This is a genomic window from Pedobacter sp. Bi126 (assembly GCF_918698245.1).
Lineage (GTDB): Bacteria > Bacteroidota > Bacteroidia > Sphingobacteriales > Sphingobacteriaceae > Pedobacter.
On the sequence record NZ_CAKKMS010000003.1, the window covers coordinates 880,455 to 905,612 of the forward strand.

The following is a 25,158-nucleotide window of genomic DNA, read 5'->3' on the forward strand; positions in this document are numbered from 1 at the left end:
CACTCATTCAAGACTCACTAATTCTAACATTAAATTGCTACTTCTGATCTTTTTCTTTAAAGCTCTTTTTGATGTCTTTGGTAAGTTGATACTTAAAGTAGAACAAACAAGCCGTTGTGCCTACCAAAAAGCCAGCTGGAAGATATTTAGCATTGTTATAACACCAAACCAATCCGAAAATAGAAAGGATAATGGCCAGGTTATAGAAGATATTTAAAGCAAATTTTTTAGCCACGGTAGAAATGATTGAATGACGAAATTAGAGAGTGATTGAGTTAGAGAATTTAGAATGATTAGATTATTGAATGAAAGAATGAATTTTGAATAAGCGATAATAACATTCACTCATTCAAAACTCACTCATTCTATCATTAGTAAACCGGCATGTTCGGATCAAAAGCTTCTTGCCAAGCTAAAATACCGCCTTTTAAGTTATAAAGATTATCAAATCCGTATTGTTGCTCCAACTGCATTACTGCTGCTGCGCTTCTTTTTCCACTGCGGCACTGAATAATTACCGGCTTATCTTTCGCAACCTTATCAGCCTCAATTAAAATTCCACCTAAAGGGATATTCTCGCCTTCAAGATTGGAAACCTCATATTCGAATGTTTCACGAACATCAATCAATTGAAAATCTTCTTTGTTATCGATTTTCTCTTTTAGTTCTTGTACCGATATTTCTTTCATTTTATTAAATGTATTTATGCAAATATAGGAAAATCAACTTTACGCTCCCCATCAAAAAAATGCCATAAAATTTTGTGTGAAACTGTAACAACTTTAACCCTTAGGCGTTTAATTATAAATAGTTACAAATGGACAAACTGAACCGTTTCTTTTGGTTTTGCTCTGGCGCTCATATCCCGACACTGGAAAAGTATCCTTCAGAACAAAATAAATATACTGGCATTGGCGCCACCATCTTTTTTACCGGCTTATTTGCTGCCCTTTCTGGGGGCTATGCCATGTATTTTGTTTTTAAGGGGGATGATCTGGCCGTAATTTTTGCCATTGTTTTCGGCTTTTTATGGGGGGCGGCCATCTTTAATATGGACCGCTATATCGTATCGAGCATTAACAAAAGCGCCAGTACCAATAAACAGTTGTTACAGGCTACACCGCGTATTCTGTTGGCCATTATGATTGGTATGGTAATTTCGAGACCAATAGAACTTAAAATTTTCGACAAGGAAATTAAAGAACGCCTAAAGGTAAGTTACCTAAACGGCCAGCGTTCTAAAATTGATACCCTGAACAAAGCTTTTGAGAAAAAATATCAGGTAGAATTCGGTAGGTTAAATCAACAGAAGGCCACACGCGATTCGCTTGAAAAAGGAATTAAAACGGATAGACAAAAGCTTAATTTCGAGATTTTTGGAAACAAAACCACCGAAACATCCGGCGTAATGGGCTACGGGCCGTATGCCAAGCGTAAGGAAGCTGAAATAGTACAACGCACAGCTGAATTAGATTCACTAAAAGCCGCCATCAATAAATCGGAAGGTTTTGTAGATAAACGCAAAGAATTTGATGGGCTGTTTACCGAAAAGCTGTACACTAAAAAACAGTTAGACAGTTTATCGGATATTGCTGGTTTTGCCGACCGCAACTGGGCATTAGGGCAACTTAAATTTAATGTTGATGGCACACGGGATAACAATACGGCAATTGCTGTTACTTTTATCGGGCTGCTGTTTATCTTTTTTGAATGTTTGCCGGTGTTTGTAAAACTGATGAGTGCAAGAGGACCTTATGATTATGCTATAGCGGATGGGGATGAAGTATCGATTTATCATTCTAAAAAAGATAAGGATTTCCATTTTGAAGTAGCCGATAATATTCATGAAACTAGGGTCGATTCCGAATCATCTAAAAAGAAGGAAATTATAAAAGGAAAAGCTTACCGCGATCTCGAAAAACACGATTGGGATAGCGAGGGCTAAGGGAAAATGTAAGAAGGGAGTTGGGAGCGGATGGTTCATAGATCATGGCTTAAACTATTAAACCGAAAAAAATCTACTGTGAACAATAGGCTATCAGTTATTGACTATCAGACCATCAACTATTATCCATCGTACATTTTACCTCAAACATCTTCCATTTTTATTAAATTGCCCTTATAATCCCGATTTTATGAAGAAATTTTTAGGTGCTGCGGTATTTGGTCTATTATCGTTTCAGGCTTTTGCCCAAAATGAGATCAGTTATACGGTTTCCTTTCCAAATGTTATCCATCATGAAGCTGAAATCAGCATGGTTATCCCAAATGTTCCTGCGGGTACGCTAAAGGTTAGAATGAGCAGGTCATCTCCGGGCCGTTACGCTACACATGAGTTTGGAAAAAATATATATCACCTGAAAGCTTTCGATGCATCAGGAAAACAGCTGGCCATTAAACAAACAGCAGGCGATGTTTATGAAATTCCCAATCATGGTTCCAGCGTAAAAGTAAACTATACACTTTTTGGAAACTGGATTGACGGAACCTATGCTGGTTTTGACGAAACCCATGCACACATGAATATGCCGGCAACTTTTGCTTTTCCGGTAGGCATGGATACCAGGCCGCGACTGGTGAAATTTAATTATGCCGAAAAACCGGACTGGAAAGTAGCTACACAGCTTAAGCCAATGGCCAATGGGACTTATTTCGCGCCAAATCTTCAATATTTTATGGATAGTCCTATCGAAATTGCCAATTATAAAACGGCAAGCTGGCAGGTTAAAAATACCGATGGTAAAGTACAGACCATCCATTTAATTACGCACGCTAACGACGATCAGAAAACCATCAATAATTATGCTGAAATGCTTAAAAAAATGGTTGTTGAACATTTTGCCGTTTGGGGCGAATTCCCCACTTACGATTACGGTAATTATTATTTTCTGGATGATGTGTATCCGGAGAATGCGGGCGATGGAATGGAGCATAGAAACTCCACTTCGATTGTGCAGCGCACACCAAAAATTGCGGGTTATGAATCAAACCTCCTGGGTACTTTTTCGCACGAATATTTTCACAGCTGGAATGTAGAACGTTTAAGGCCAAAAACCTTAGAACCCTTCAATTTCGAGCATGCCAATATGAGTGATGAACTTTGGCTGGCTGAAGGCTTTACCCAATATTATGGCAATCTGCTATTAACCAGGGCGGGTTTAAAAACTACCGACAATGCCATACAAACTTTTAATGGCTTGGTAAATGCTGTTTTACTCTCGCCGGGTGCAAAAAACTTTTCGCCAATTGAGGCCAGTAGGTATGCGGTGTTTGCCGATGCTGGTGTGGCTATCGATCAGACCAATAAAGGCAACATATTCACCTCGTATTACACCTATGGTGCTGCAACTGCCCTGGCTTTAGATCTTCGTTTAAGAACCGAATTTAAGCTCAGCCTTGATGATTATATGCGTGCGCTTTGGAAAGCCTATGGCAAGCCAGAAATTGCATACACTGTACCTGATTTAGAGAAAACCCTCGCGACGCTGACTAAAGATCCTGCTTTCGCTGCCGGTTTCTTTAAAAATTATATTTACGGCACCGAAAAGAACGATTATGCCAAGCTGCTTTTAAATGCAGGCCTTGTTTTGCGCAAAGCAAATCCTGCTAAAGCTTTTGCTGGCTTTGGCAAGATTAATGAGTTGGATGGAAAATTAATTTTAGGGCAAACGCTAATGTGTACGCCTGCATATGAGGCAGGTTTAGATGTTGATAATGCATTGTTGGCCATCGATGGTGTGACGGTAAAAGATGTAGCTGCGGTTGCGGCCATTACTGATGCCCACAAACCCGGCGATGTGCTGAAGGTTACTTATCTTTATCGTGGGGCGCAGAAAACGACACAATTAACCTTGATTGAAGATCCGGCTTTAGAGATTGTTCCCATTGAAAAAACAGGAGGAGATTTAATACCGGCCATGCAAACTTTTAGAGATAAATGGTTAACATCACAGGTAAAATCTAAATCGCAAAACTAATACTTATTATATGAAGAAAATATTCTTTTTTACGCTTGTCGGGATGGCAAGCCTGCAGCTTAAAGCGCAAAACATAGATAAAATCATCACCCGCGAATACACCGATCACCTGATTAAAACCTTAAGTGCCGATGATATGCAAGGGCGTGCAACCTTTACGCCTGGTATTGATAAAGCGGCTACTTTTATCGAATCTGAATTTAAAAAGATCGGTTTAAAGCCTTTAACAGGTGAGAAAACTTTCCGCCAAACCTTTAACAAATACCAGGTTACCAACCTAAGCACAAGTGTTAAGATTGATGGACAGGAAGTTGCCGCAGAAAATTTAATCGTTTCAGGCGTAACTTCAGAAAGTGTTACACTAGATAAGTCGAACACTACTGTTGTTAAATTAGATCCAGAAAAAGCATTTGTGCCTCAGCTAAGGGCAATGATGGGTGCTCAAAAAAATCAGATTATTCTGGTTGACAATAAATTTGCTGATCTGTTTAACCGTTATAGAAGTTACTTCGGTAAACCGGCAACCGTTGATGAGAAAGACGTTAAAGCAACTACAAGCGCTGTGCAGGTTTTTGTTTTGGGTAAAGATGCCGCAACAGATTTTTCGGCAACATTTAAAAGTAAGGTAGATAAAATGCCTTTATTTAATGTTGCAGGGGTAATTCCAGGTAAATCAAAAGCAAAAGAAATTGTGGTTTTCTCTGGCCATTATGATCATTTAGGCTTTTTAAAAAGTGTTGATGGCGATAGTATTGCCAATGGTGCAGATGATGATGCTTCAGGCACGACGGCTATGATTGCCCTTGCCAAATATTACAAAGCGCAGAAAAACAATGAACGTACTTTAATCTTTGTTGCCTTTACTGCCGAAGAAATCGGTGGTTTCGGCGCAAAATATTTCTCAGAAAAACTAAATCCTGATGATGTAGTAGCCATGTTCAATATTGAGATGATTGGTAAGGATTCGAAATTTGGCAAGAATACCGCATTTATTACCGGTTATGAGAGATCTGATTTTGGGAAGATTTTGCAGAAAAATTTAGCTGGGACTGAATTTACTTTCCATCCAGACCCATACCCAGATCAAAACTTATTCTATAGAAGTGATAATGCAACTTTAGCTGCTTTGGGCGTTCCGGCACATACCATTAGTACCGATAAAATTGATATCGATAAATTGTACCATAGTGTGAAAGACGAATATAGTTCTTTGGATGTAGAAAATATCCTTTCTACCATCAAAGCGATCGCAAAGAGCGCAATTACCATTGTAAACGGAACGGATACACCAACGAGGATTCCGAAGTTGAAGCAATAATAGCGGCAGTTATAAAACGGTCGTCATTCCCGCGCAGGCGGGAATCGTAATGCAGTAGGCTTTAAGATTCCCAATCAAGTTGGGAATGACGAGCCGCCCAATACAACTACAAAAAAAATGGCCAGTGAAATCATCACTGGCCATTGCTATTTTATAAGTATTCGTAAGCGAATTACTTACTCAAATACATTGATTTGTCTTTGTAAAGCTTGCGGAAGTAAGGATCTTCCAAATCCTTGATGAAACGGATCGCCTCACCTGTAGATTTCATTTCAGGACCTAACTCTTTCGCTACCTCAGGGAATTTCTCGTAAGAGAAAACGGGTTCTTTAATGGCGTAACCTTTAAGTTTACGAACAATCGTAAAATCTTTCAGCTTCGCTACACCCAGCATAATTTTAGCTGCGATGTTAATGTATGGAACATCGTAAGCTTTTGCGATGAAAGGAACCGTACGTGATGCCCTTGGGTTTGCCTCGATTACATAAACCTTCTCATCCTTAATGGCGAACTGAATGTTTAATAGACCACGTACATCTAATGCTTTTGCAATTTTGATCGAGTATTCTTCCATCGCTTTAGTTACCGTTTCTGATAAGCTGAATGTAGGTAATACGGCAAATGAATCTCCTGAGTGGATACCTGCAGGCTCGATGTGCTCCATCATACCCACAATGTGTACATCCTCGCCGTCAGAGATTGAATCAGATTCTGCCTCTTCTGCCCTGTCTAAAAAGTGATCGATCAATACACGGTTGCCTGGTAAATCGCCCAATAATTTTACTACTGCTTTTTCTAGGTCTTCATCGTTGATTACGATGCTCATGCCTTGTCCACCCAGTACATAACTCGGACGAACCAATACAGGATAACCTACTTCGTTTGCTACAACGATTGCTTCTTCAGCATTCTCTGCAACACCATATTTTGGATAAGGAATATCTAATTCTTTCAACAGGTCTGAGAAACGGCCACGGTCTTCAGCGATATCCATATTCTCAAAAGATGTTCCGATAATCTTGATGCCTCTTTCGGTTAATTTCTCAGCCATTTTCAAAGCTGTTTGTCCACCCAATTGAACGATAACGCCCACTGGTTTTTCCAGCTCGATAATTTCGCGAACATGTTCCCAGAAAACCGGCTCGAAATATAATTTATCGGCCATGTTAAAGTCTGTTGAAACCGTTTCAGGGTTACAGTTAATCATGATGGCCTCAAAACCTGATTCTTTTGCTGCCAATAATCCGTGCACACAAGAGTAATCGAATTCGATACCCTGACCGATACGGTTAGGGCCTGAACCCAATACAATTACCTTTTTCTTATCGGATGGAACAGATTCGTTTTCCTCTTCGAAAGTAGAGTAGTAGTATGGTGTTTTGGCCGGGAATTCTGCAGCGCAGGTATCAACCATTTTATATACCCTGTTTATACCTAAAGCTTTACGGCGATCGTAAACTTCATCTTCTGTAACATTGCCTAACAACCAGGCGATCTGGATATCAGAGAACCCTTTTTGTTTAAGTGTTACGAAGAAATCTTGAGGGATATTGTTTAGTGAATATCTCTTCAGTTCAGTTTCAAGCAATACAAGCTCCTGAATCTGGTTTAAGAACCATTTGTCGATTTTGGTTACCTTACGGATCGACTCCAAAGGTACGCCCATTGCCATGGCATCTTTTATTAAGAACAGACGGTTCCATGAAGCGTGCTCCAAACCGTCCATAATTTCTTCAATATTGCGCACCTGTCTGCCATCTGCACCTAAACCAGCGCGGTTGATCTCTAAACTCTGACAAGCTTTTTGTAGTGCTTCGATAAAAGTACGACCAATTGCCATTACCTCTCCAACCGATTTCATCTGTAGGCCAAGCTCTTTATTAGCGCCTTTAAATTTATCGAAGTTCCAGCGGGGTATCTTAACGATTACGTAATCTAAAGTAGGTTCGAAATATGCTGAAGTGGTTTTGGTAATCTGATTTTCAATTTCATCCAGGTTGTAACCGATTGCCAGTTTTGCTGCAATTTTTGCAATTGGATAACCAGTTGCTTTACTTGCCAAAGCTGATGAACGTGATACACGTGGGTTAATTTCGATGGCGATAATTTCATCGTTTGCCGGGTTAACCGAAAACTGAACATTACAGCCACCAGCGAAGTTGCCGATTGCACGCATCATTTTGATCGCCTGGTTACGCATATCCTGGTAACAACGATCAGATAAGGTCATTGCCGGAGCAACAGTGATCGAATCTCCTGTGTGGATACCCATCGGATCGAAGTTTTCGATCGAACAGATAATGATTACGTTATCATTGCTGTCTCTTAACAACTCTAACTCATATTCTTTCCAGCCTAAAACAGCTTTCTCTACTAATACTTCATGTGTTGGCGAAGCCTCTAAACCACGTTTTAAAGCAGCATCGAACTCTTCTTTTTTGTGTACGAAGCCACCACCTGAGCCACCTAAGGTGTATGAAGGGCGGATTACCAATGGGTAACCGATTTCTTGTGCTGCTTCTTTACCTTCTAAAAATGAGTTGGCAATTCTCGATTCTGCAACACCTACACCGATATCAACCATTAACTGGCGGAAAGCTTCGCGGTTTTCGGTTTTTTCGATTGCAGCAACATCTACACCAACTACTTTTACACCATATTTTTCCCAAACACCACGTTCTTCAGCTTCCTTACAGAGGTTTAATGCAGTTTGGCCTCCCATGGTAGGAAGTACCGCATCAATTCTAGGTAAATCTGCAGAGTCGATGTGCTCTTGTAAAATAACCTCTATTGAATCAACAGTTAACGGGCGCAAATAAACATGGTCGCCGATAACCTTGTCCGTCATAATTGTAGCCGGATTAGAGTTGATAATGGAAACGGTAATCCCTTCTTCTTTTAAAGAAAGAGCCGCTTGCGAACCCGAGTAATCAAATTCACAGGCTTGGCCAATAATAATTGGTCCAGATCCGATAATCAGTACTGAGCGTATGGAAGTGTCTTTAGGCATGATAAAGCTTAAACAATAATTAAAATTCTAAAGTATTGGTTCTTTTGAAACCCTGAAAGCAACGAGATTTTGTGCTTGTAAGAAGAAAAATCCCAACTGTTCTGTCGGGATGCAAAGATACATCTTTAGCATGATTTTTAGGCGTTTTTTTTAAAATAAAAAAGAGCACTATTTAAGTGCTCTTTTTAGATTTTTCTTTTGCAAAATGAACTATTGCTGTAATTTAATTTCGCCTAAATCTGTAGTGGCGCTATCTTTCACGGCAACCTTTTCTATAACAGCATCTTTGTATGGTGCATTGGCTTTTACAACGACAGTGTAAACGCCTTCTTTGAGGTTAGTGAAAGTAAAAACACCTTGACTAATCTGCGCTTTTAGCGTGTCTGTCGCCGCTACAAGCGAAACAGCAGAAGCCGCATCACCCGGTGTAATTTTTCCGATTATTCCACCCAATTTAATATTTGTAAAGGCAATTGAACCTAAAGCAAATATAATAAGCAGAGATAATACAACACATAACTTTTTCATGGTATAACGTTTTAGTTGTTGATGTCTTAAATAAATAACACCATTTAGTACAAATAGTTTTAAATAATGAACACTAATTTTTAGATTGTACTATAAATTATACATGGCTGTCAAAATCAAATGTACGGTTTTATTGCAAATGTTAATTAGTGTTAAAAGAATTTCGTAAAAGTGGCGCTACACGTCAGAATTAAGTCACGAAGTTGTGATATTGGAAATATTGGCAATAATGTTGTAATAAGCAGAACATATATGCGTTTTGTATATACTTTAGACAATGATCTAAAGCTTCCTCCGCGGATTAGTTACCCGCCATGAGGATTTCTTCATAAATAGTTTGTTTGGTTTATTATCCGGTTAGAGGAGCCCTCCTCAACCGGATTTTTTCTTTTAAGGCTTTTTCCATTACATTTGACCCTATTCAGAAAACATATCGTGAATAAAAATATTAAAAAGATCGCTATTGTTGGCCCGGAAAGTACGGGAAAATCTACTATATCTCAATTGCTGGCAAAATATTATAAAGTTTCGTGGGTGCCAGAATACGCCCGCTATTACTGCGAAAACCTGGTTGCCGATTATACGCTGCAAGATGAAGTGAACATGTATTACGGGCAGGTAGCTTTAGAGGATGCTATTTTAGTAACTACCGAAAGCGATTTTATTATTTGTGATACGACTTTTATTACGGTAAAGATCTGGAGCGATGAAGTATTAGGCGAAACACCACAGGTAGTGCTGGATGCACTGCCTGAGCGACCGTACGACCTGTATCTGTTAATGGACATCGATTTGCCCTGGCAAGATGATCCGCTGCGCGATTTCCCCGATAAGCGCGAATATTTTATGCAGGTTTGGCATAAGGAACTGAAAGCACTAAATGCGAATTATAAGGTAATTGGTGGATTGGGTGATGAAAGGTTCGAAAATGCAATTAAGGCAGTAAACGATTTTCTTGGTGTATAAGAAAATAGATGTTTCTTGACTAAATTCATGACTTTGTTTTGAAATTTGCCAAAAGCTCAGGGCGCTCATTTCCCATTAATATAAATGATTTTTTTTAGGAAATGAAAGGTTAGTATTTCATAGGTACTGTAGTCCCGCCATTCGCTAATTCCGATGAAGGATCGGAACCGCTGCTGTCGGGTTTATTGAACAGGGGTTTGCTACCGTGGTGCCTAAAACACAAAACGTTCCTACGGAACGAAAAATAAAACATTTTTTTTCTACCTAGGAGTCGTCCCGATGGGACGGGAAAGGTAAAATAACCACAGGCCGTCCCATCGGGACGATTGCCTGGTAGCCGATTGTATAATTGGCGTTTTCGTTCCGTAGGAACGTTTGGTGGTCATCCATTAATATTTATACCTGCCTGGCCATTTAAACCCAATCAATGCGGGATGCTGCCAATTTAAGCACCAGTTTTGTATTATATTTTGGTAAGCTTGCTTGTTTCACAGGTTTCATCGGAAGCAGAAGCGGGACTGAAATCCCCTAGCACAGAGAACCACTCATTTCCTCGATCTAAAAATAACAGATCTTTCCATTGTACTGTCAATTTTTGTTCAATTAACCTAGAAAGCATCAAAAAATACGGTTATTGTTAAATATTTTCTACATTTGCACCATCATTAGGGGTGCCTTGTTTAAATAAACACAAAAACAGGCTGAGATCATACCCATTTTGAGGTGAAAGGTAGAAGGTAAAAAGGTAGAGGGGTAATGCCATCAACCTAAAACCCTCCAGCCATCAACCTCGAATGCACCTGATCCGGGTAATGCCGGCGTAGGGATTGGAGTTATGGAAGTTTAACTGAAAATCGGCAATGCCCCTTTTCCGATGGGTTTAACTAAAAACAATAAAATTGAAAAATTTACTTTTTGCAGCGCTTGTTGCAATGTTGCCTTTCTTTGCATCGGCACAAATTACTGTTACCGGTAAAGTAACAGATCAAAACCAGCAGCCACTTCCCGGCGCTACAGTTAAATTAAGAAGTCAAAAAACGGCAGTTGTTAGTGATGCCTCCGGAAATTACAGCATCACTAACCTCGTTAACGGAAAATACACTATTGTGGTAAGTTATGTAGGCTATAAAACAATCGAAAAAGCTGTAGAACTTAAACAGCATGCTACGCTGGATTTTAGTCTCTCACCACAAAATTTCCTGGCAGATGAGGTGATTGTCCGCGCTATACGGGCGACAGAAAAATCAGCCACTACTTATAAGAACATTAGCAAGGAAGAAATCCAACAGAATAACTTCGGACAAGATCTGCCTTTTATCCTTCAGAACACACCGGGAGTTGTGGTTAATTCTGATGCTGGTGCCGGCGTAGGCTACACAGGTATCCGTATCCGCGGTAGCGATAATAGCAGGATCAACGTAACAGTTAACGGTATTCCGATAAACGATAGCGAAAGCCAAGGCACGTTTTATGTAAACATGCCCGATTTTGCTTCTTCGGTAGATAACATACAGATTCAGCGCGGTGTAGGTACTTCAACCAATGGTGCAGGTGCATTCGGTGCGAGTTTAAATATCCAGACAACTGCCAGCGAAACGGAGCCCTATGCGGAAGTAAACAGCACTTATGGTAGTTTCAACACCTGGAAAAACACTGTTAAGGTTGGAACTGGTTTGATTAATAACCGCTTTAGCTTTGATGGCCGTTTATCAAGAATCAGTTCTGATGGTTATGTAGACCGTGGTTCATCACTGCTTAAATCATATTTTCTCTCAGGTGCTTACCACGGCAATAAAGACCTGTTGCGCGTAAATGTTTTTTCAGGGAATGAGAAAACCTATCAATCATGGAACGGTATTCCACAATCACGCTTAGAAAATGATGTGGTTGGAATGAATGCCTATATTGACAGAAACGGATTGGGTGCAGATGACGCCGCTAATCTTTTAAACTCTGGAAGAACTTATAACAGTTTCTTGTACAATAACCAAACGGATAACTATACACAGAACCATTATCAGTTAATTTATGCCAGACAGTTTTCTGATCAGTTTTCTTTTAACGGCGCTTTACACTACACTAAAGGCGAAGGCTATTATGAAGAATACAGGGCACAGGATGAACTTAAAAATTATGGATTAAATCCGGTTGTTATTCCGGGAGGAGCACCAGTTACCGAAACGGACTTAATCCGTAGACGGTGGTTAGATAACGATTTTTATGGCGTTACCTATGCCTTTAACTACGTGCCTCAAAAGAATTTAAATTTTACTTTGGGCGGTGCATATAATGAATATAAAGGCGCCCACTTCGGGCAGGTAATTTGGGCCCAATATGCTTCAAATGGAAATATAGACAGGCATTATTATGATAACGATGGTTTCAAAACCGATTTTAACGTTTATGGTAAAGTAAATTATAGCCCGGTAGAATCGTTAAGCTTATTTGCCGACTTACAGTACCGCCGGGTATATTTCGATGTTGCCGGAACGGAAAACAAACTAAACACTTTGGCCGTTAACGAAACCTTGAATTTCTTTAACCCGAAATTTGGTGCAACTTATTTTATCAATCCACAGAGCAATGTTTATGTCTCATTTAGTGTGGCCAACAAAGAGCCCAACCGTGATGACTATACAGATGCTGCTGTAGGTATTTCTCCAAAACCTGAGCGTTTGAATGACGTAGAGTTAGGTTACCGTTTTAAAAACGATAAATTTAATGTCGGTGCAAATGCTTATGGCATGTTTTATAAAAACCAACTGGTAGTTACTGGGAAAATAAATGATGTTGGCGGAAATTTCCGTCAGAATGTAGATAGAAGCTACCGTTTAGGGATTGAGGTAGACGGTTCATATAACATCTCTTCCCAATTTGTATTAAACGCCAATGCCGCATTGAGCAGAAACAAAATCAAGAACTTTACCGAATATTATGATGACTATGATAACGGTGGACAGGTGGTAAACAACTACAAATTAACCGACATCTCCTATTCTCCAAATGCTGTTCTTTTTGGGGAGTTGGTTTACAAACCTGTTAGTGGTTTTGCTGTAGCCTTACAGAGCAAATATGTAAGCAAACAATACCTGGATAACACGCAAAACAACGATAGGACCATTAACGGTTATTGGGTAAGCAATGCACGTTTGGGCTACGACTTTAAATTTGCAGGTGTTAAAAACGTAAACCTTGGTTTATTGGTTAACAATATTTTCGATAAGAAATATGAAAGCAATGGTTATACCTATGGCTACCAGGCAGGTGGTAGCAGGGTAACCGAAAACTTCTTTTACCCACAAGCGGGAACTAACTTTTTGTTAAGCCTGAACGTTAAGTTTTAGAAAAGCTTAACATTCAAAAAACAGGATCGTCATTGCGGAATATACTTGCAATGGCGATTTTGTTTATATTGCCCTCCTGATCTTAAAATCAAATCAGCTTAAAATCCTGTTCACCAAGTATGAAATACATAGAGAAGCTTCATTATATTACGCACGATATTCCCCATTTAAGCCATATCGAACAGGTGCAACAGGCTTGTGAGGCCGGGGCAAAATGGGTCCAATACCGTTGCCTGAGCAAAAGTGATGAAGAACTCTTACAGGATATTAATGCGATAGCCGAAATCTGTGATGATTGGGGCACCACCTTAATCGTTACCGATCATGTTCATTTAAATGGAAAGGCCGATATACAGGGTTTTCATATAGAAAATATGGATGCCAATTTTATTGCCCTGCGCAAATTGGTTGGCAATGATATTACCCTTGGGGGATCGGCAAATACAATAGAAAATTTAATCAGACTTGCCCAGGAAGGAGCCGATTATGTTGGTTATGGTCCATTTGCAGAAACTGAAACCAAGCCCAATAATTATGCACTTCTAGGTACAGAAGGCTATCAACAGATAATAAAAGAATTAAAGACTCAATCCGTCAACATTCCGGTATTGGCTGTGGGTGGAATAAAAACCTACGATGTAGAAGCTTTAATGCAAACCGGTATTTATGGTATAGCCGTCTCCGGCGCTATTAATTTTGCAGATGATTTTATTGAAGCCTATCAGGATTTTTACACAGTTGTTAAAGAAAGCGCTGTTAATTAACATTTTATAATTTGAAGCCCATAGGATAATTTTTAGTTTTGGATAAAACCCAGCTAATATGTCTGAAAACGCTCTTCAAACCAATGCATCTTGGAACATTTATAAAAAAATCTCTTTCAGGTTCTTTTTCCTCTTCCTGTCTCTTTTCATCATCCTGTATAACAATGGCGCTTTTCCATTTTTCTACTATGTAATGCATTACCCAGCCATGATGCTAGAAAGTTTAATCCCATGGTTATCTGAGCATATTTTTCAAAGCGATTTAAAAATTCATGCGAGCGGAAGTGGCGATACTTCCTATAAATGGGCGTTGTTGCTCTTTATGTTTTTGGTATCGGTAGTGGGCTGCATCCTTTGGTCGGTTTTCGACCGTAAACGCAAGAGTTACAATGCTGCCTATTACTGGCTTATCGTTCTGGTACGCTTTTATCTGGCTTTTACGCTTGTAATGTATGGGGCTATTAAAGTGATTAAGCTCCAGTTTTACGATTCATCTTTAGATAGGTTGCTCACTCCTTTTGGTGATGCCTCGCCAATGGGGCTGGCCTGGAGATTTCTCGGATTTTCTAAAGGTTACAATATTTTTATGGGGGTTATCGAAATTTCTGCAATTTTATTGTTATTCCGCAGAACGGTAATTGTTGGCGCATTTCTGGCGCTGGCTGCGACAGCACACGTAATGTCAATGAACTATTTTTTCGATGTTCCGGTAAAACTGCTGTCTACAGCACTGGTGGTGATGTGCCTGTTTATTTTAGCCCCCCATTTTTTTAAGTTATATAAATTTTTTGTTAAATATGAAAGCCAGCAGCTCGAAAGAATGTATCGTCCAAGGTATAAAAAACGATGGCACTTTATTTTGGTATATATATGTAAATATCTGTATATAGCTGCTTCAATGCTTTTCTTATTCCCGTCATTAATGACGCGATATAAAACTTACGGCGATGGTGCACCCAAACCATTTATGTATGGTATTTATAATGTTGAAAGTATGAAAGTTAAAGGTGAAACCTTAGCACCTTTAACTACCGATAGTACGCGATGGAAACAGATGATTATTAATTATTCAGGGTATGTAAGGATAAAGAAGATGAACGATAGTTCCGCTAATTTCACTACTGCTTTTGATCAGAAGAAAAAAGAATTGTTGCTAAAATCAACAGATAAAGACTCCACTAAATATGTTTTAAACTATAATGTTATTGGAAAAGATAGACTGATTCTTTCAGGCTTAACAGACAAAGATTCCATATCGGTAAGTTTTAAGCGAAAAGATCTTAAAGATTTTAAGCTCATCAACAGGGGCTTCCATTGGGTGAGTGAATATCCGTACAATCGTTAATCATTTTTACCCCTAACTGATTCTTCCTATACCGTACTTAAAGCGAAATTTCTATATTCGCAATATGTCTTCACACCATATTGTAAAAGAAAAACAAGAGCCGGCTTTATACATCGATGAGCTTGGGAATTTTAATGAAGAGCTTTTGGGGCAACTGCTCGAATGGAGCCCTACGCTTTTGGTTAACGGAGAAAATTACGATAAAATTTTTTCTTTAGGTTTAAAGGTAGATGTGCTTGTAAACGGGAGTGGACAGGAAACACAAGAGGATACAAAAGTTATTCAAGGCCCTGTTGATGCTTTAATGGTGGCGGTAAATTATCTGTACGAAGAGAAATATCCCGCGGTAAATGTAATTGCGAAGAAATTTGATCTGGAGAAGTTTGCCGGATTTGAAGACAAAATTAATCTGGTGGTATTTACCGAAAGGGCAAAACATTATGCAATAAAATCAGGTTTTTCTGTTTGGAAACCTGCAGGAGGTGAATTCCTGATTCATGGCAACCGATATATCGAAGTAACTAACCTGGTGCAGAATGAAGAAGAAATTTTTACTGTAGTTAAAGATGGCTTTGTAGAATTTACTTTTTCAGGACAACCAATTTTTATTAGCGAACCAATATGATTACCCTCAGAAAAGCAAAAGAAGAAGATATAGAAATTATCAGGGCTATTGCCGCGGCAACCTGGCCATCAACGTACCTCGATATTATCGGGCAGGAACAGATTGATTACATGTTGGATAAAATGTACAATAAAGGAGAACTCCTGAAGCAATTTATGGAAGGGCATATTTTCCTGATTGCAGAGGAAGGCGAAAATCAGTTCGGTTTTGCAGGATATTCTATTGTTGGACACGAAGCGCGTATTTACAAACTGCACAAGCTTTATGTGCTGCCCTCTGCACATGGCAAAGGTGTTGGGAAAATCTTAATTAATGAGGTTTTTAACCAGGTAAAAGATGCCGGGGGAAGTGCTTTACAATTGAATGTGAACAAACATAATAAAGCCAAAGATTTTTACTTAAAAGGAGGTTTTACCATTAAAGAATCGGTAAAACTTGATATAGGTGAAGGTTACTTTATGGACGATTATGTAATGGAATATAAATTCTAATCTATTCTTTTAAGGTTCAAATAATATTCGCGTTCGTTCTTTTCAAAATGTTCTATGGCGTAGCGCAGCATGGTACGGGGCATTGTTGCAGCATGTTTTGCCAAGAAAGCCATTAGCTGAGGTTTATTTTTTGTACCTGCCTGCCTGATCCAGCCGCCAACTGCTTTATGGATCAAGTCTTCTCGATCATTTAAAAGGATTTGTGCAATGCCAAAAGTGTCGGTCAAATCGCCTTTACGGATAAAATAAGAGGTGCTCACTATTGATGTCCGGCGCTGCCACATATTTTCAGAAACGGCTAATTGATATAAAATATCCCTTGGTTTATCAAATAAATAACTGCCCACTACAAAACATGCGGCACGGTCTACCAGGTCCCAATTGTTAATCCGGTCGTGCCGGTTAAGGTAAAGTTCAAAAAGGGCTTTCTTTACATCTTCAGGTGTTTTTTTATCCCTTGCCCTAAAATCCATTATGCTTACCGCGCCTGCCCGGTGTTCATGAACCGGACTTTCTAAAAGCTTTTCTATTTCCTGAACAGGCATGGCCACAAAAGCCTTGGCCACTTCGAAAACCTGCCCCATCCGAACGCCAACAAAGCGGTCTCCCGCCCCGTAATCACCTTCCTCAGTTTTAAAATAACGGGTAATCTTTTCCAGTTCTGCGTTAGATTGGTAGGTGCCTAATTTTTCAATAAAAGCAGCAGCTGTTAAATTTGTGGTTCGTTTAGAGATTTTCTCGACAGACATTTTGTTCAGGTTTCCAGTTTAAATATACAAAAAACAGAAAACCCGACCAGCATAACGTTGATCGGGTTTTCACAATTGAATGGGTGAGTGTTAATTTTTCATACGGCCTTGTTCTGCTTCGGTACCCGTTGCACGGCGGCGGGCGGGTTTAATTTCGTTTTTACCGAAGCGGTAGGTAAAACTGATTCTACCAATTTGAGTTTCATTTTTTTGATGTACGGAGTAAGTTAAACCAGGATATGCACTTGATAAATTGTTTTCAGATATATTAAATACATCTGATAAGGCGAGCTTCAAACTTGCTTTTTTGTTGAACAGTGATTTGCTCAAACCAGCATCGACATAATAACGGGCTTTTAAACTTAGGGTTCCATAATCAAGCGGAGATTCGTAACTGCCATTTATTTCTGCTGTAAAACCATCCGTAATGGTAAAGGTTTGTTGCGATTTAAACTGGAAAGATGTTTTTCCGGTTTTTAAAGCGCTCCCGGCTAAATCTGGCGATTTGAAACTGAGGTAAAAAACATTTAAGTTATTATTGGTCTGCCACCATTTCGTAATTTGAACAGGTACGTTTAAATTGGCATTGTAGCTAATGTTGGTGGCAATATTTGCATTCGTTTGATATAACGATTGATTCGCTGCATCTGGCAAAATTACCTCTGCAATTACATCGTTAACCCTGCTATAGCCAATTGAGAGCATATATTTTTGCAATAGTGTATAACTAAGCTCAAAATTGTGTGTATACTGTGGATTTAAAAATGGATTTCCTTTGCTATAGGTAAATTCGTCTAAGTAATAAATAAAGGGATTTAAAGCATCGTAACTTGGGCGGTCTATTCTTCTGCTATAAGAAAAACCTAACTGATTGTTTTTTGAAAGCGTTTGCTGAACAAATAACGTTGGAAAAAAATCCCAGTAATTTCGTTCTACAACAGTATTTTTGGTAATCAGATTTCCTTTCGAATTGGTTTGCTCAACCCTTAAGCCGATCTGTACACTGGTATTTTTAAACTGCTTGTTTATATTGGTATAAGCCGCATTTACATTTTCATCGTATACAAATTGATTGCTTCGTTTAACATCGTTCTGCCAGGTATTGTTCACCAACATTTCTGCCTGCAAATCATTGTCGGTTTTAACCCAGCTGCTTTTAACCCCGGCTTCGAGTTTAACGGTTTTGTTTAGTGAAACATTATAGTCGACTTTAAATGCTTTAATATCAATTATCGATGGAGTATTGTTCCGGGTATACCTGATAGGACGGATTCTATCTCCATTTTGGAACCGGTAATCGTTCTCATAATTAGAACCATCGTTTCCTTTGTACTTGGAATAATCCACATCTGCAGAGATTTCTGAACCCGCGGTATCCAGAACAGATTTATAATTTAAGTTATAAGAAACATTATTGTATTTGTTTGCCTGCAATGAGTTGGTTATCAGGCTAGAATCTACCTGGTTAAAAGATGGGCCAATTAAAGTATTGTTTACCGCAGTTTCATTTCCATGGTTAAAGTAGCCGTTTACCAATAAACCAATCGTATTCTTCTTATCAATAAAGTAATCTATACCTGCTTTAAAGTTATTGTTCTGTTGCTTTCTATGACTGGTACCCACCTGCATAAAATAAGTATCTGGTGTTCCGTTCGAAATACGGTCGATGGCAATAAGGTTGTCGCGCTCATTTCTTCCATAATTGTAGTTTCCGAAAAGGTTCAGTTTTTGTGTTCTATGGTTTAGGTTTAAACCGGCATTTCCCCTAAAGTTTTTGCCATAACCGGCTGTTCCGCTTACACTGCCATTGCTTCCGCCATTTTTGTTTTTCTTCGTTTTGATGTTGATAATTCCCGAGTTGCCGGAGGCATCGTATTTTGAAGACGGATTGGTAATCAGTTCAATGCTCTCAATCTCCGAGCTCTGCATGTTACGCAGTAGGTTCGCCACATCAGCACTGCTCATGTAGGTCTGTTTTCCATCCAGTTGAATCAGTACACCTTGTTTCCCCATCATCGAGATCTTATCATTCTGATCTACCGTTACGCCTGGTGCTTTTTGCAAAACCTCCAGCGCAGTAGAACCTGTCATAACCGAGCTATTGGAAACATTCATCACAATCTTATCCATTTTTCTTTCAATTAATGGTTTAGTTACAGCTACATTCACTTCTTTTAAGTTTTGAGCGTTTGCGGTGAGCTGCGCCGTTCCGAAATCTACCTTTTGATTATCTTCTGTTAAAACGATGGTTTTACTTTTAAGTGTTTTGTAACCCATGTTACTGGCTTTATAAAAATAACTCCCCTTGCCCGAAACATTAAAATTAAATGCTCCGTTTGGATCAGTAAATGCCGTTTTAACCACACTCGAATCGGATGCTTTAAAGAGCACAACAGTAATATAATCTGCAGGTTTTTTGGTTTCATCTAAAATTACCCCGCTAATGTTCGGTTTTGGATTTGTTTGCGCAAAAGCAACTGTAACGGTAAAAAGGAAAGTAACGATAAGTGATATTCTGTATAATGTTTTCATTTTTAGGTATTTATTCTTAAAAAAATAGGCAAAAAGATTTCTATACCGCATGTGCATGCGCTTTCAATTTAATTGCTTGCTTATTTTAAAGTTTAGCCCGGAAACGAAAGGTTTCCGCTTGTTTAGTTATAGGTAAGACGACCGTTTTTTAAAAAGGTTACAGGGAAAGTGAAAAAGTTCCGAGTCGGGTTATTCTCCACTGTGAACATTCGAATACTGCACAAAACAATACATCTACTATTTCAAACACTACCTTTCCTGTTTTATGGTTTTAGTTTTGCTATTATTGCTACAAGTTTGATGAAAATTAAACTTAACCTTATGAAAAAGATCATCTTTATATTTCTCAGTCTCATTGTTGCAGTATCTACCGTTAATGCACAAAAAGGCATCAATTTTAATCACATATATGCTGCGGGAGGAAAACTGCTCATGTGTGTAGATAGTTCAGCTAAAAATGTTTTTTATGCAATTGGCTTTCCCAATCAGCCCCGCACAACCCTAAGTTATTTACCTGAAGTAAACAATTTAAGTATCTCGATTAATTTTAGAAAGAATATCAATATACGGCACTATCGGTACACTATTTTAATAGATAGTAAACCAATCGTGCTAAATAAGCCGATCGACATGACGCAACTGAAAGATACCCATGCAGGAGGGGATGAAGAAATATTCAGTTCGACAACACTTGGCATTTTTCCTGTAAAAGGCAAAATCATTACAACACTTATTTATAGCATAGACAAACCGCAAGATATCGATAAGGCTGTTTTTTACGTAAAGCCTATTCCAAGAGCAAAGATCTTATCTTTTAGAAAGCGTTTCAAAACTAATCAAGGTGTTGATTACAAGTGGATTACCGATATAAAAGACAGAACAAGAATTGCTTTAACTGAAAAAGAAGATGAGCTAACCATTGTGAAAGACAAATCAGATATTGATTATCTCTACTATACATCAATAAAAGACAAAAAAACGAATAAAATAATCTTCAAATCAACTACTTGGGATTATGGCGGCATAATAAGTGAGGATCACGAGGCTTTACCTAGTATAAATATTGATAAAAATATTTTCAAAAAGTCGGGGGAGTATGAAATTATTATTCAGCCCTCGATTAAATGGACCAATTGCCTTGATTGTGATATTTCACCAAAAGAAACCGAAAAATACATAACCAGACATACGCTTGTTATCACTTTAGCCGAAGAAAGCTACACCAAAAAAGAACTTTACAGTTATGCTTTAATGGCAGCATTTGTTATTGGTTTAAATTTTTTGCTTATACTTCACGCTATAAAAAAAAGAAATAAAAAAAAGGTTGTAGAACAAGAGCAGCAAAAAAACACGGCAAAGCTTCAACTTAACTCCATCCGTGCGCAATTAAACCCTCATTTTCTATTTAATGCACTCTCTGGCATTCAAAATTTAATGAACAAAAACGAAATAGACAATGCCAATAAATACCTGTCTAAGTTTGCCCGCTTAACCCGTAATGTGCTTGATGATAAAGAACTGATTAGTTTATCGCAAGAAAAAACTTTACTAGACGATTACCTGCAAATGGAGCAATTGCGGTTTGGATTTAAGTACGAGATTAACCGTTCCGAAAACTTAGATTTGGATAACGTAGAAATACCCAGCATGCTGCTACAACCTTTTGTAGAAAATGCGGTGAAGCACGGCATATCGAAAAAAGCTACTAACGGAAAAATTGTAATCACATTTACTAAGCAGGCAAATGATTTAGTGTTAACTATTAGCGATAATGGAAACGGATTTGACACAGAAAAAAAGAACAATGGCTTAGGTCTTCAATTAAGTGCCAGTAGAATAGCACTCTTAAATAGTATTTATAAAGAAAATCGCTTTACTTTAGCCATACAACCAAGTACTAACGGCACAAAAATAAGCTTAACATTAACCGATTGGCTATAATATTATAATGAAGGCAATTTTAATAGATGACGAAATTTCCAACTTAGAAAACCTGCGGACTTTGTTAGAAAAGCACTGTCCGCAGGTAAGTATAATGGCAACAGCGCAAAATATTAATGATGCGGTTGATATTATTGAAAAATATTCACCTGATTTAGTGTTTCTGGATATTCAAATGGGCGAGCAAACAGGTTTCGATGTACTAAAGCTGCTTCCAACTCGTAATTTCGAAGTTATTTTTGTTACCGCATACGATCAATATGGGATACAAGCAGTAAAATTTGCAGCCTTAGATTATCTTTTAAAACCCATTGATATTGAAGAATTAATAAACGCAGTAAATAAAGCCGAACATAAACTGGCAACACAAATACAAAATCTACAGCTTGATTTTTTACTGCAGCAACTAAAAAAGCCCGAAACCAATATTAGCAAGATTGCCCTACAGATGCAAAGCGAAATAAGGTATGTAGCTTTATCAGAAATTATACGTTGCGAGGCAGACAATACTTATACCCGGTTCTTCCTTTCAAGTAATGAAAAAATATTGGTTTCTAAATCACTTAAAGAATATGCAGATTTACTGCGCCCCAGCGGATTTTTAAGAACTCACCAAAGCCATTTAGTAAATCCAAAATATGTAAAAAGCTGGTTAAAGGAAGACGGCGGTATCTTACTCTTAACCTCTGGAGAAAAGATACCCGTTTCTAAGCCCAACAAAGACACTGTAAAACAAGCCTTGCAACAGCTCTAGGAGAATAAAAGCCTTTATTATTAACCAGTTTCAATAGTAAACCTAATTTATAAACAAAAAGGCCACAGACAGACAAGCTTACGCCTGCATATCTATGGCCTTTAATTCCTGGGTAAAGAAATCTTTTATTTTACCCCAAGTACGTCAACACCTTGTTCAAAAACAACATCAACCGGAATATTCTTTTTGGTTAATCGATCCAGATCTGTTTGAAGTTCGGTATGGATAATCGCTTTATCTTTTTGTGCTTTTTCTACTGCAGCTTTGTCGCCGTTACCCTGAAGGGTGAGAATGAATGCGCTTAAATCGTTCATGGCAGTTGCAAATTTTTCGAAGTTTACTTTATAAGTTCCTTTAGCGGTACGCTCAAAAGCACCTTTCTCCTGAAAATAATTAAAGCATTGCATATTGGCTTTTCCATGCGCCTCAGAAACGCCGAAGCGAACAGAACGTAAAATACCAGCCATAAATGTGGTGTAATAATCTTTTATGTCACCTTTCAGCTCACCTTTTTTAAGTAAGCCTGTTACCATATACAAGCCTAAAATATCGGCTTTGCCTTCTTCTAACCAGCTATACTGTTCTTTCAATGCTGCGCGTACAAAGCCTTTTCCGGTAATGGTTTTTTTTATGCCTAAACCATGAGCTACCTCGTGAAACATGACGTTTGCAAAAAAAGCATCAAACTTAATGTATTGTTGCTGATCGGCTTCAATTAATTCTTTTGAAATCGGTACCAGAATCCTATCAAATTTCGCTTGCATTGCATTTTTCAGCTGCGAACGGCGTGTTCCTTTTTCCTGTTGGATTTTTTCATCGTTCGGAAGATTAACCGCAATGGTTTTAGATCCGGCATTACAGTCTCCTGCATAATAAACCACATCATATGCATTTAACTCAGAGTCGGTTCCAGGTGTTTCGGTTTTGTATTTCGCCGCAACAGGTAAGTTTTTCTGTAATTCAGGAAGCATTTTTACGTACTTCGCCAAACGCTTGCTCCACTCTTTATCTTTGATTAAAACATAAGCTTCGTAACTGGTACGGGCATTAAACAGTTTATCCTCGTAATTTTCGATCGGGCCGATAATAATATCCAAACCATTGGTTTTCATATCTAACCAGGCATAATCACTTGCGGTAAAATTATCCGTTACCAAAGCATCGGCCCTTAAGTTTAAATATTTTTTTAAACCGGCATCTTCAGCAATTAAAGCGGCCTGTTTTAGTAACGAACTTGCTTTTTGTAATTCTGAAGCAAATAACACATGATAAGGTACAGTTGATAATTTGCCTGTACTATCTTTTTGAATAACCGAATATGCACCAAACTTATCAGCAAGATCCGATTTCTCGATGGCTTCTTTTGTAATACCGTATGGATAAAAAGATGCGCCCTCTGGTTTGGTACCAACACCTTCAACAAAAGGTTTATCATTATTTAATCTGTCCCAAGGGCCATAATTGATGTTAACAAAATCGCGTGTTTTTTCATCTTTAATAGTTGCCAGCAAGCTATCTCTTTGTGGATAGGCTTGTTTCCAATATAATTGATCCATAATTTCTGCTGCCTGAATTAATAAAGGCAAAATTTTACGGTCGTTAACACTTAACTCATTTATATTGGTGGTTAATTTTACCCTTTCGTAAATAGGCAGCCGTTGTGCAACATAATTGGTCAGGCTATCTTTTTGTACTACCACAGCCTTTTCATCTTTAGATTTATTATTGCCGGTACAAGACGATAAGGCGCCTATAGAAACAGCTACTGCCGATAAAAACAGGGTTGATTTGTATAAATTCTTCATATTAAAGTATATGGCTGCTAAATTAGTAAATTTTAAAAGCTTTGTATAAAGTTTGATGCATTGGGTGAAGTTTAAGATAACTTTGTAACTTCAACCTGCTAACAATTCATACCATGTTATTTTCAAAGTCATCAAAATCATTATCTATTTCCGCTTTTTCTCTTGTACTTATTTTATCTGCCTGCGGAAGCAGCAAATATGCTGCAACAGAAAAAATCTATAAGGAAAAGGCAAAGGATTTTTCGAAAATAATCAATACCACGCCACCTGTTGGTCAACTTTACGATTCATTAGGAGCAACAAACCAGGAATGGATTGGTTCTGTAAATTTTGGGATACGTAAACCAAATTTTGTGGTGATCCATCATACTGCACAAGATAGTTTGGCACAGACCATAAAAACATTTTTCTCCACTAAGGCAGGTACAAGTGCCCATTATGTGATCGGCCGCGATGGTAAAGTAGTACATATGGTAAATGACTATTTACGCGCAAACCATGCTGGTGTGAGTAAATGGGGAAAAGATACCGACTTAAACTCTTCATCGATAGGAATTGAATTGGATAACAATGGACTAACTGATCCATGGCCTGATGCTCAGATGAATAGCTTGCTAAAGCTGTTGGCCACTCTAAAGAAAACCTATGGAATCCCGACAGCGAATTTTATCGGTCATGCCGATATAGCACCTAAACGGAAAAATGACCCTAAAAATTTCCCCTGGAAAAAACTGGCAGATAAAGGCTTTGGCTATTGGTATGATGATGTGCTGAAAAACCCTCCCGTAGATTTTAATACCGAAATGGCCTTAAAATATATTGGTTACGATACCAGTAACCTCCCTGCAGCAATCACCGCTTTTAAAATCCATTTTATTCAGAGTGATATTACACCAACTTTAACACCGGTAGACATATTGGTTCTGTATAATGTGTATACGAAGTATTAAGTGAAGGGATTTGGCGTAGATTACACTCATGCCGTCATCCTGAACTGGTTTCAGGATCT

The 25,158-nt window shown here is 38.4% G+C and carries 19 protein-coding genes; 12 read left to right on the plus strand and 7 right to left on the minus strand.

What is annotated here, in order from left to right; translation table 11 throughout:
- Positions 1-37 precede the first annotated feature (37 nt).
- Both LQ201_RS13925 and LQ201_RS13930 read right to left on the minus strand, forming a co-directional pair.
- Positions 38-235: a DUF6358 family protein gene (locus LQ201_RS13925; RefSeq protein WP_230143207.1), complete on the minus strand. Its 198-nt coding sequence runs from the start codon at positions 233-235 to the stop codon at positions 38-40.
- Between the two features lie 136 nt (positions 236-371).
- Positions 372-689, minus strand: coding sequence for a rhodanese-like domain-containing protein (locus LQ201_RS13930; RefSeq protein ID WP_215165554.1), 318 nt, complete (start codon positions 687-689; stop codon positions 372-374).
- Between the two features lie 128 nt (positions 690-817).
- Between LQ201_RS13930 and LQ201_RS13935 the strand changes: the two genes are divergently transcribed.
- The 3 genes from LQ201_RS13935 to LQ201_RS13945 all read left to right on the plus strand — a co-directional run bounded on the left by LQ201_RS13935 (position 818) and on the right by LQ201_RS13945 (position 5,295).
- Complete coding sequence (locus LQ201_RS13935; RefSeq protein WP_230143208.1) at positions 818-1,945, plus strand: DUF4407 domain-containing protein; 1,128 nt, start codon at positions 818-820, stop codon at positions 1,943-1,945.
- Between the two features lie 190 nt (positions 1,946-2,135).
- Entirely contained in the window at positions 2,136-3,977 is a 1,842-nt protein-coding gene (locus LQ201_RS13940; protein ID WP_230143210.1) for a M61 family metallopeptidase, read from the plus strand.
- Positions 3,978-3,987: 10 nt separating this feature from the next.
- On the plus strand, positions 3,988-5,295 hold the full coding sequence (locus LQ201_RS13945) for a M20/M25/M40 family metallo-hydrolase (RefSeq protein ID WP_230143212.1): 1,308 nt from the start codon (positions 3,988-3,990) through the stop codon (positions 5,293-5,295).
- 172 nt (positions 5,296-5,467) lie between these two features.
- Here LQ201_RS13945 and carB read toward each other — a convergent pair whose 3' ends face one another.
- Positions 5,468-8,305, minus strand: coding sequence for a carbamoyl-phosphate synthase large subunit (gene carB / locus LQ201_RS13950; RefSeq protein ID WP_230143214.1), 2,838 nt, complete (start codon positions 8,303-8,305; stop codon positions 5,468-5,470).
- Between the two features lie 210 nt (positions 8,306-8,515).
- Positions 8,516-8,833 (minus strand): carboxypeptidase-like regulatory domain-containing protein, encoded by a 318-nt coding sequence (locus LQ201_RS13955; RefSeq protein ID WP_230143215.1) that lies wholly within the window; start codon positions 8,831-8,833, stop codon positions 8,516-8,518.
- A gap of 435 nt (positions 8,834-9,268) precedes the next feature.
- Here LQ201_RS13955 and LQ201_RS13960 point away from each other — a divergent pair, with 435 nt between their 5' ends.
- The 6 genes from LQ201_RS13960 to LQ201_RS13985 all read left to right on the plus strand — a co-directional run bounded on the left by LQ201_RS13960 (position 9,269) and on the right by LQ201_RS13985 (position 16,368).
- Positions 9,269-9,799, plus strand: coding sequence for an AAA family ATPase (locus LQ201_RS13960; protein WP_230143217.1), 531 nt, complete (start codon positions 9,269-9,271; stop codon positions 9,797-9,799).
- A gap of 899 nt (positions 9,800-10,698) precedes the next feature.
- Positions 10,699-13,143 carry a TonB-dependent receptor gene (locus LQ201_RS13965; protein ID WP_371823049.1) on the plus strand — a complete coding sequence of 815 codons (2,445 nt, stop codon included), beginning with the start codon at positions 10,699-10,701 and terminating at the stop codon, positions 13,141-13,143.
- Positions 13,144-13,262: 119 nt separating this feature from the next.
- On the plus strand, positions 13,263-13,907 hold the full coding sequence (locus LQ201_RS13970; protein ID WP_230143219.1) for a thiamine phosphate synthase: 645 nt from the start codon (positions 13,263-13,265) through the stop codon (positions 13,905-13,907).
- Positions 13,908-13,965: 58 nt separating this feature from the next.
- The gene (locus LQ201_RS13975) at positions 13,966-15,252 is read left to right on the plus strand and encodes a hypothetical protein (protein WP_230143221.1); all 1,287 of its coding nucleotides are present in this window, start codon (positions 13,966-13,968) and stop codon (positions 15,250-15,252) included.
- Between the two features lie 64 nt (positions 15,253-15,316).
- A complete protein-coding gene (locus LQ201_RS13980; RefSeq protein ID WP_230143223.1) occupies positions 15,317-15,877 on the plus strand; it encodes a thiamine pyrophosphokinase in 561 nt (186 codons plus the stop codon).
- Positions 15,874-16,368, plus strand: a complete 495-nt coding sequence (locus LQ201_RS13985; RefSeq protein ID WP_230143225.1) for a GNAT family N-acetyltransferase — start codon at positions 15,874-15,876, stop codon at positions 16,366-16,368. Before LQ201_RS13980 ends, LQ201_RS13985 begins: the two co-directional genes overlap by 4 nt.
- On the opposite strand, the gene LQ201_RS13990 is transcribed toward LQ201_RS13985, so the two are convergent.
- Positions 16,365-17,117 (minus strand): DNA alkylation repair protein, encoded by a 753-nt coding sequence (locus LQ201_RS13990; protein WP_230143226.1) that lies wholly within the window; start codon positions 17,115-17,117, stop codon positions 16,365-16,367. The two genes, LQ201_RS13985 and LQ201_RS13990, sit on opposite strands and share 4 nt — an antisense overlap.
- Positions 17,118-17,207: 90 nt before the next feature.
- A complete protein-coding gene (locus LQ201_RS13995) occupies positions 17,208-19,649 on the minus strand; it encodes a TonB-dependent receptor (protein ID WP_230143227.1) in 2,442 nt (813 codons plus the stop codon).
- Positions 19,650-19,970: 321 nt separating this feature from the next.
- Here LQ201_RS13995 and LQ201_RS14000 point away from each other — a divergent pair, with 321 nt between their 5' ends.
- Together LQ201_RS14000 and LQ201_RS14005 are read left to right on the plus strand one after the other, a co-directional pair.
- A complete protein-coding gene (locus tag LQ201_RS14000; RefSeq protein WP_230143228.1) occupies positions 19,971-21,590 on the plus strand; it encodes a sensor histidine kinase in 1,620 nt (539 codons plus the stop codon).
- Positions 21,591-21,597: 7 nt separating this feature from the next.
- Positions 21,598-22,344 (plus strand): LytTR family DNA-binding domain-containing protein, encoded by a 747-nt coding sequence (locus tag LQ201_RS14005; protein WP_230143229.1) that lies wholly within the window; start codon positions 21,598-21,600, stop codon positions 22,342-22,344.
- Positions 22,345-22,469: 125 nt separating this feature from the next.
- Here the strand turns inward: LQ201_RS14005 and LQ201_RS14010 are convergent, their stop codons facing one another.
- The gene (locus tag LQ201_RS14010) at positions 22,470-24,149 is read right to left on the minus strand and encodes a Zn-dependent hydrolase (protein ID WP_230143230.1); all 1,680 of its coding nucleotides are present in this window, start codon (positions 24,147-24,149) and stop codon (positions 22,470-22,472) included.
- Positions 24,150-24,262: 113 nt separating this feature from the next.
- Between LQ201_RS14010 and LQ201_RS14015 the strand changes: the two genes are divergently transcribed.
- Positions 24,263-25,099, plus strand: coding sequence for an N-acetylmuramoyl-L-alanine amidase (locus LQ201_RS14015; protein ID WP_230143231.1), 837 nt, complete (start codon positions 24,263-24,265; stop codon positions 25,097-25,099).
- Positions 25,100-25,158: the final 59 nt, after the last annotated feature.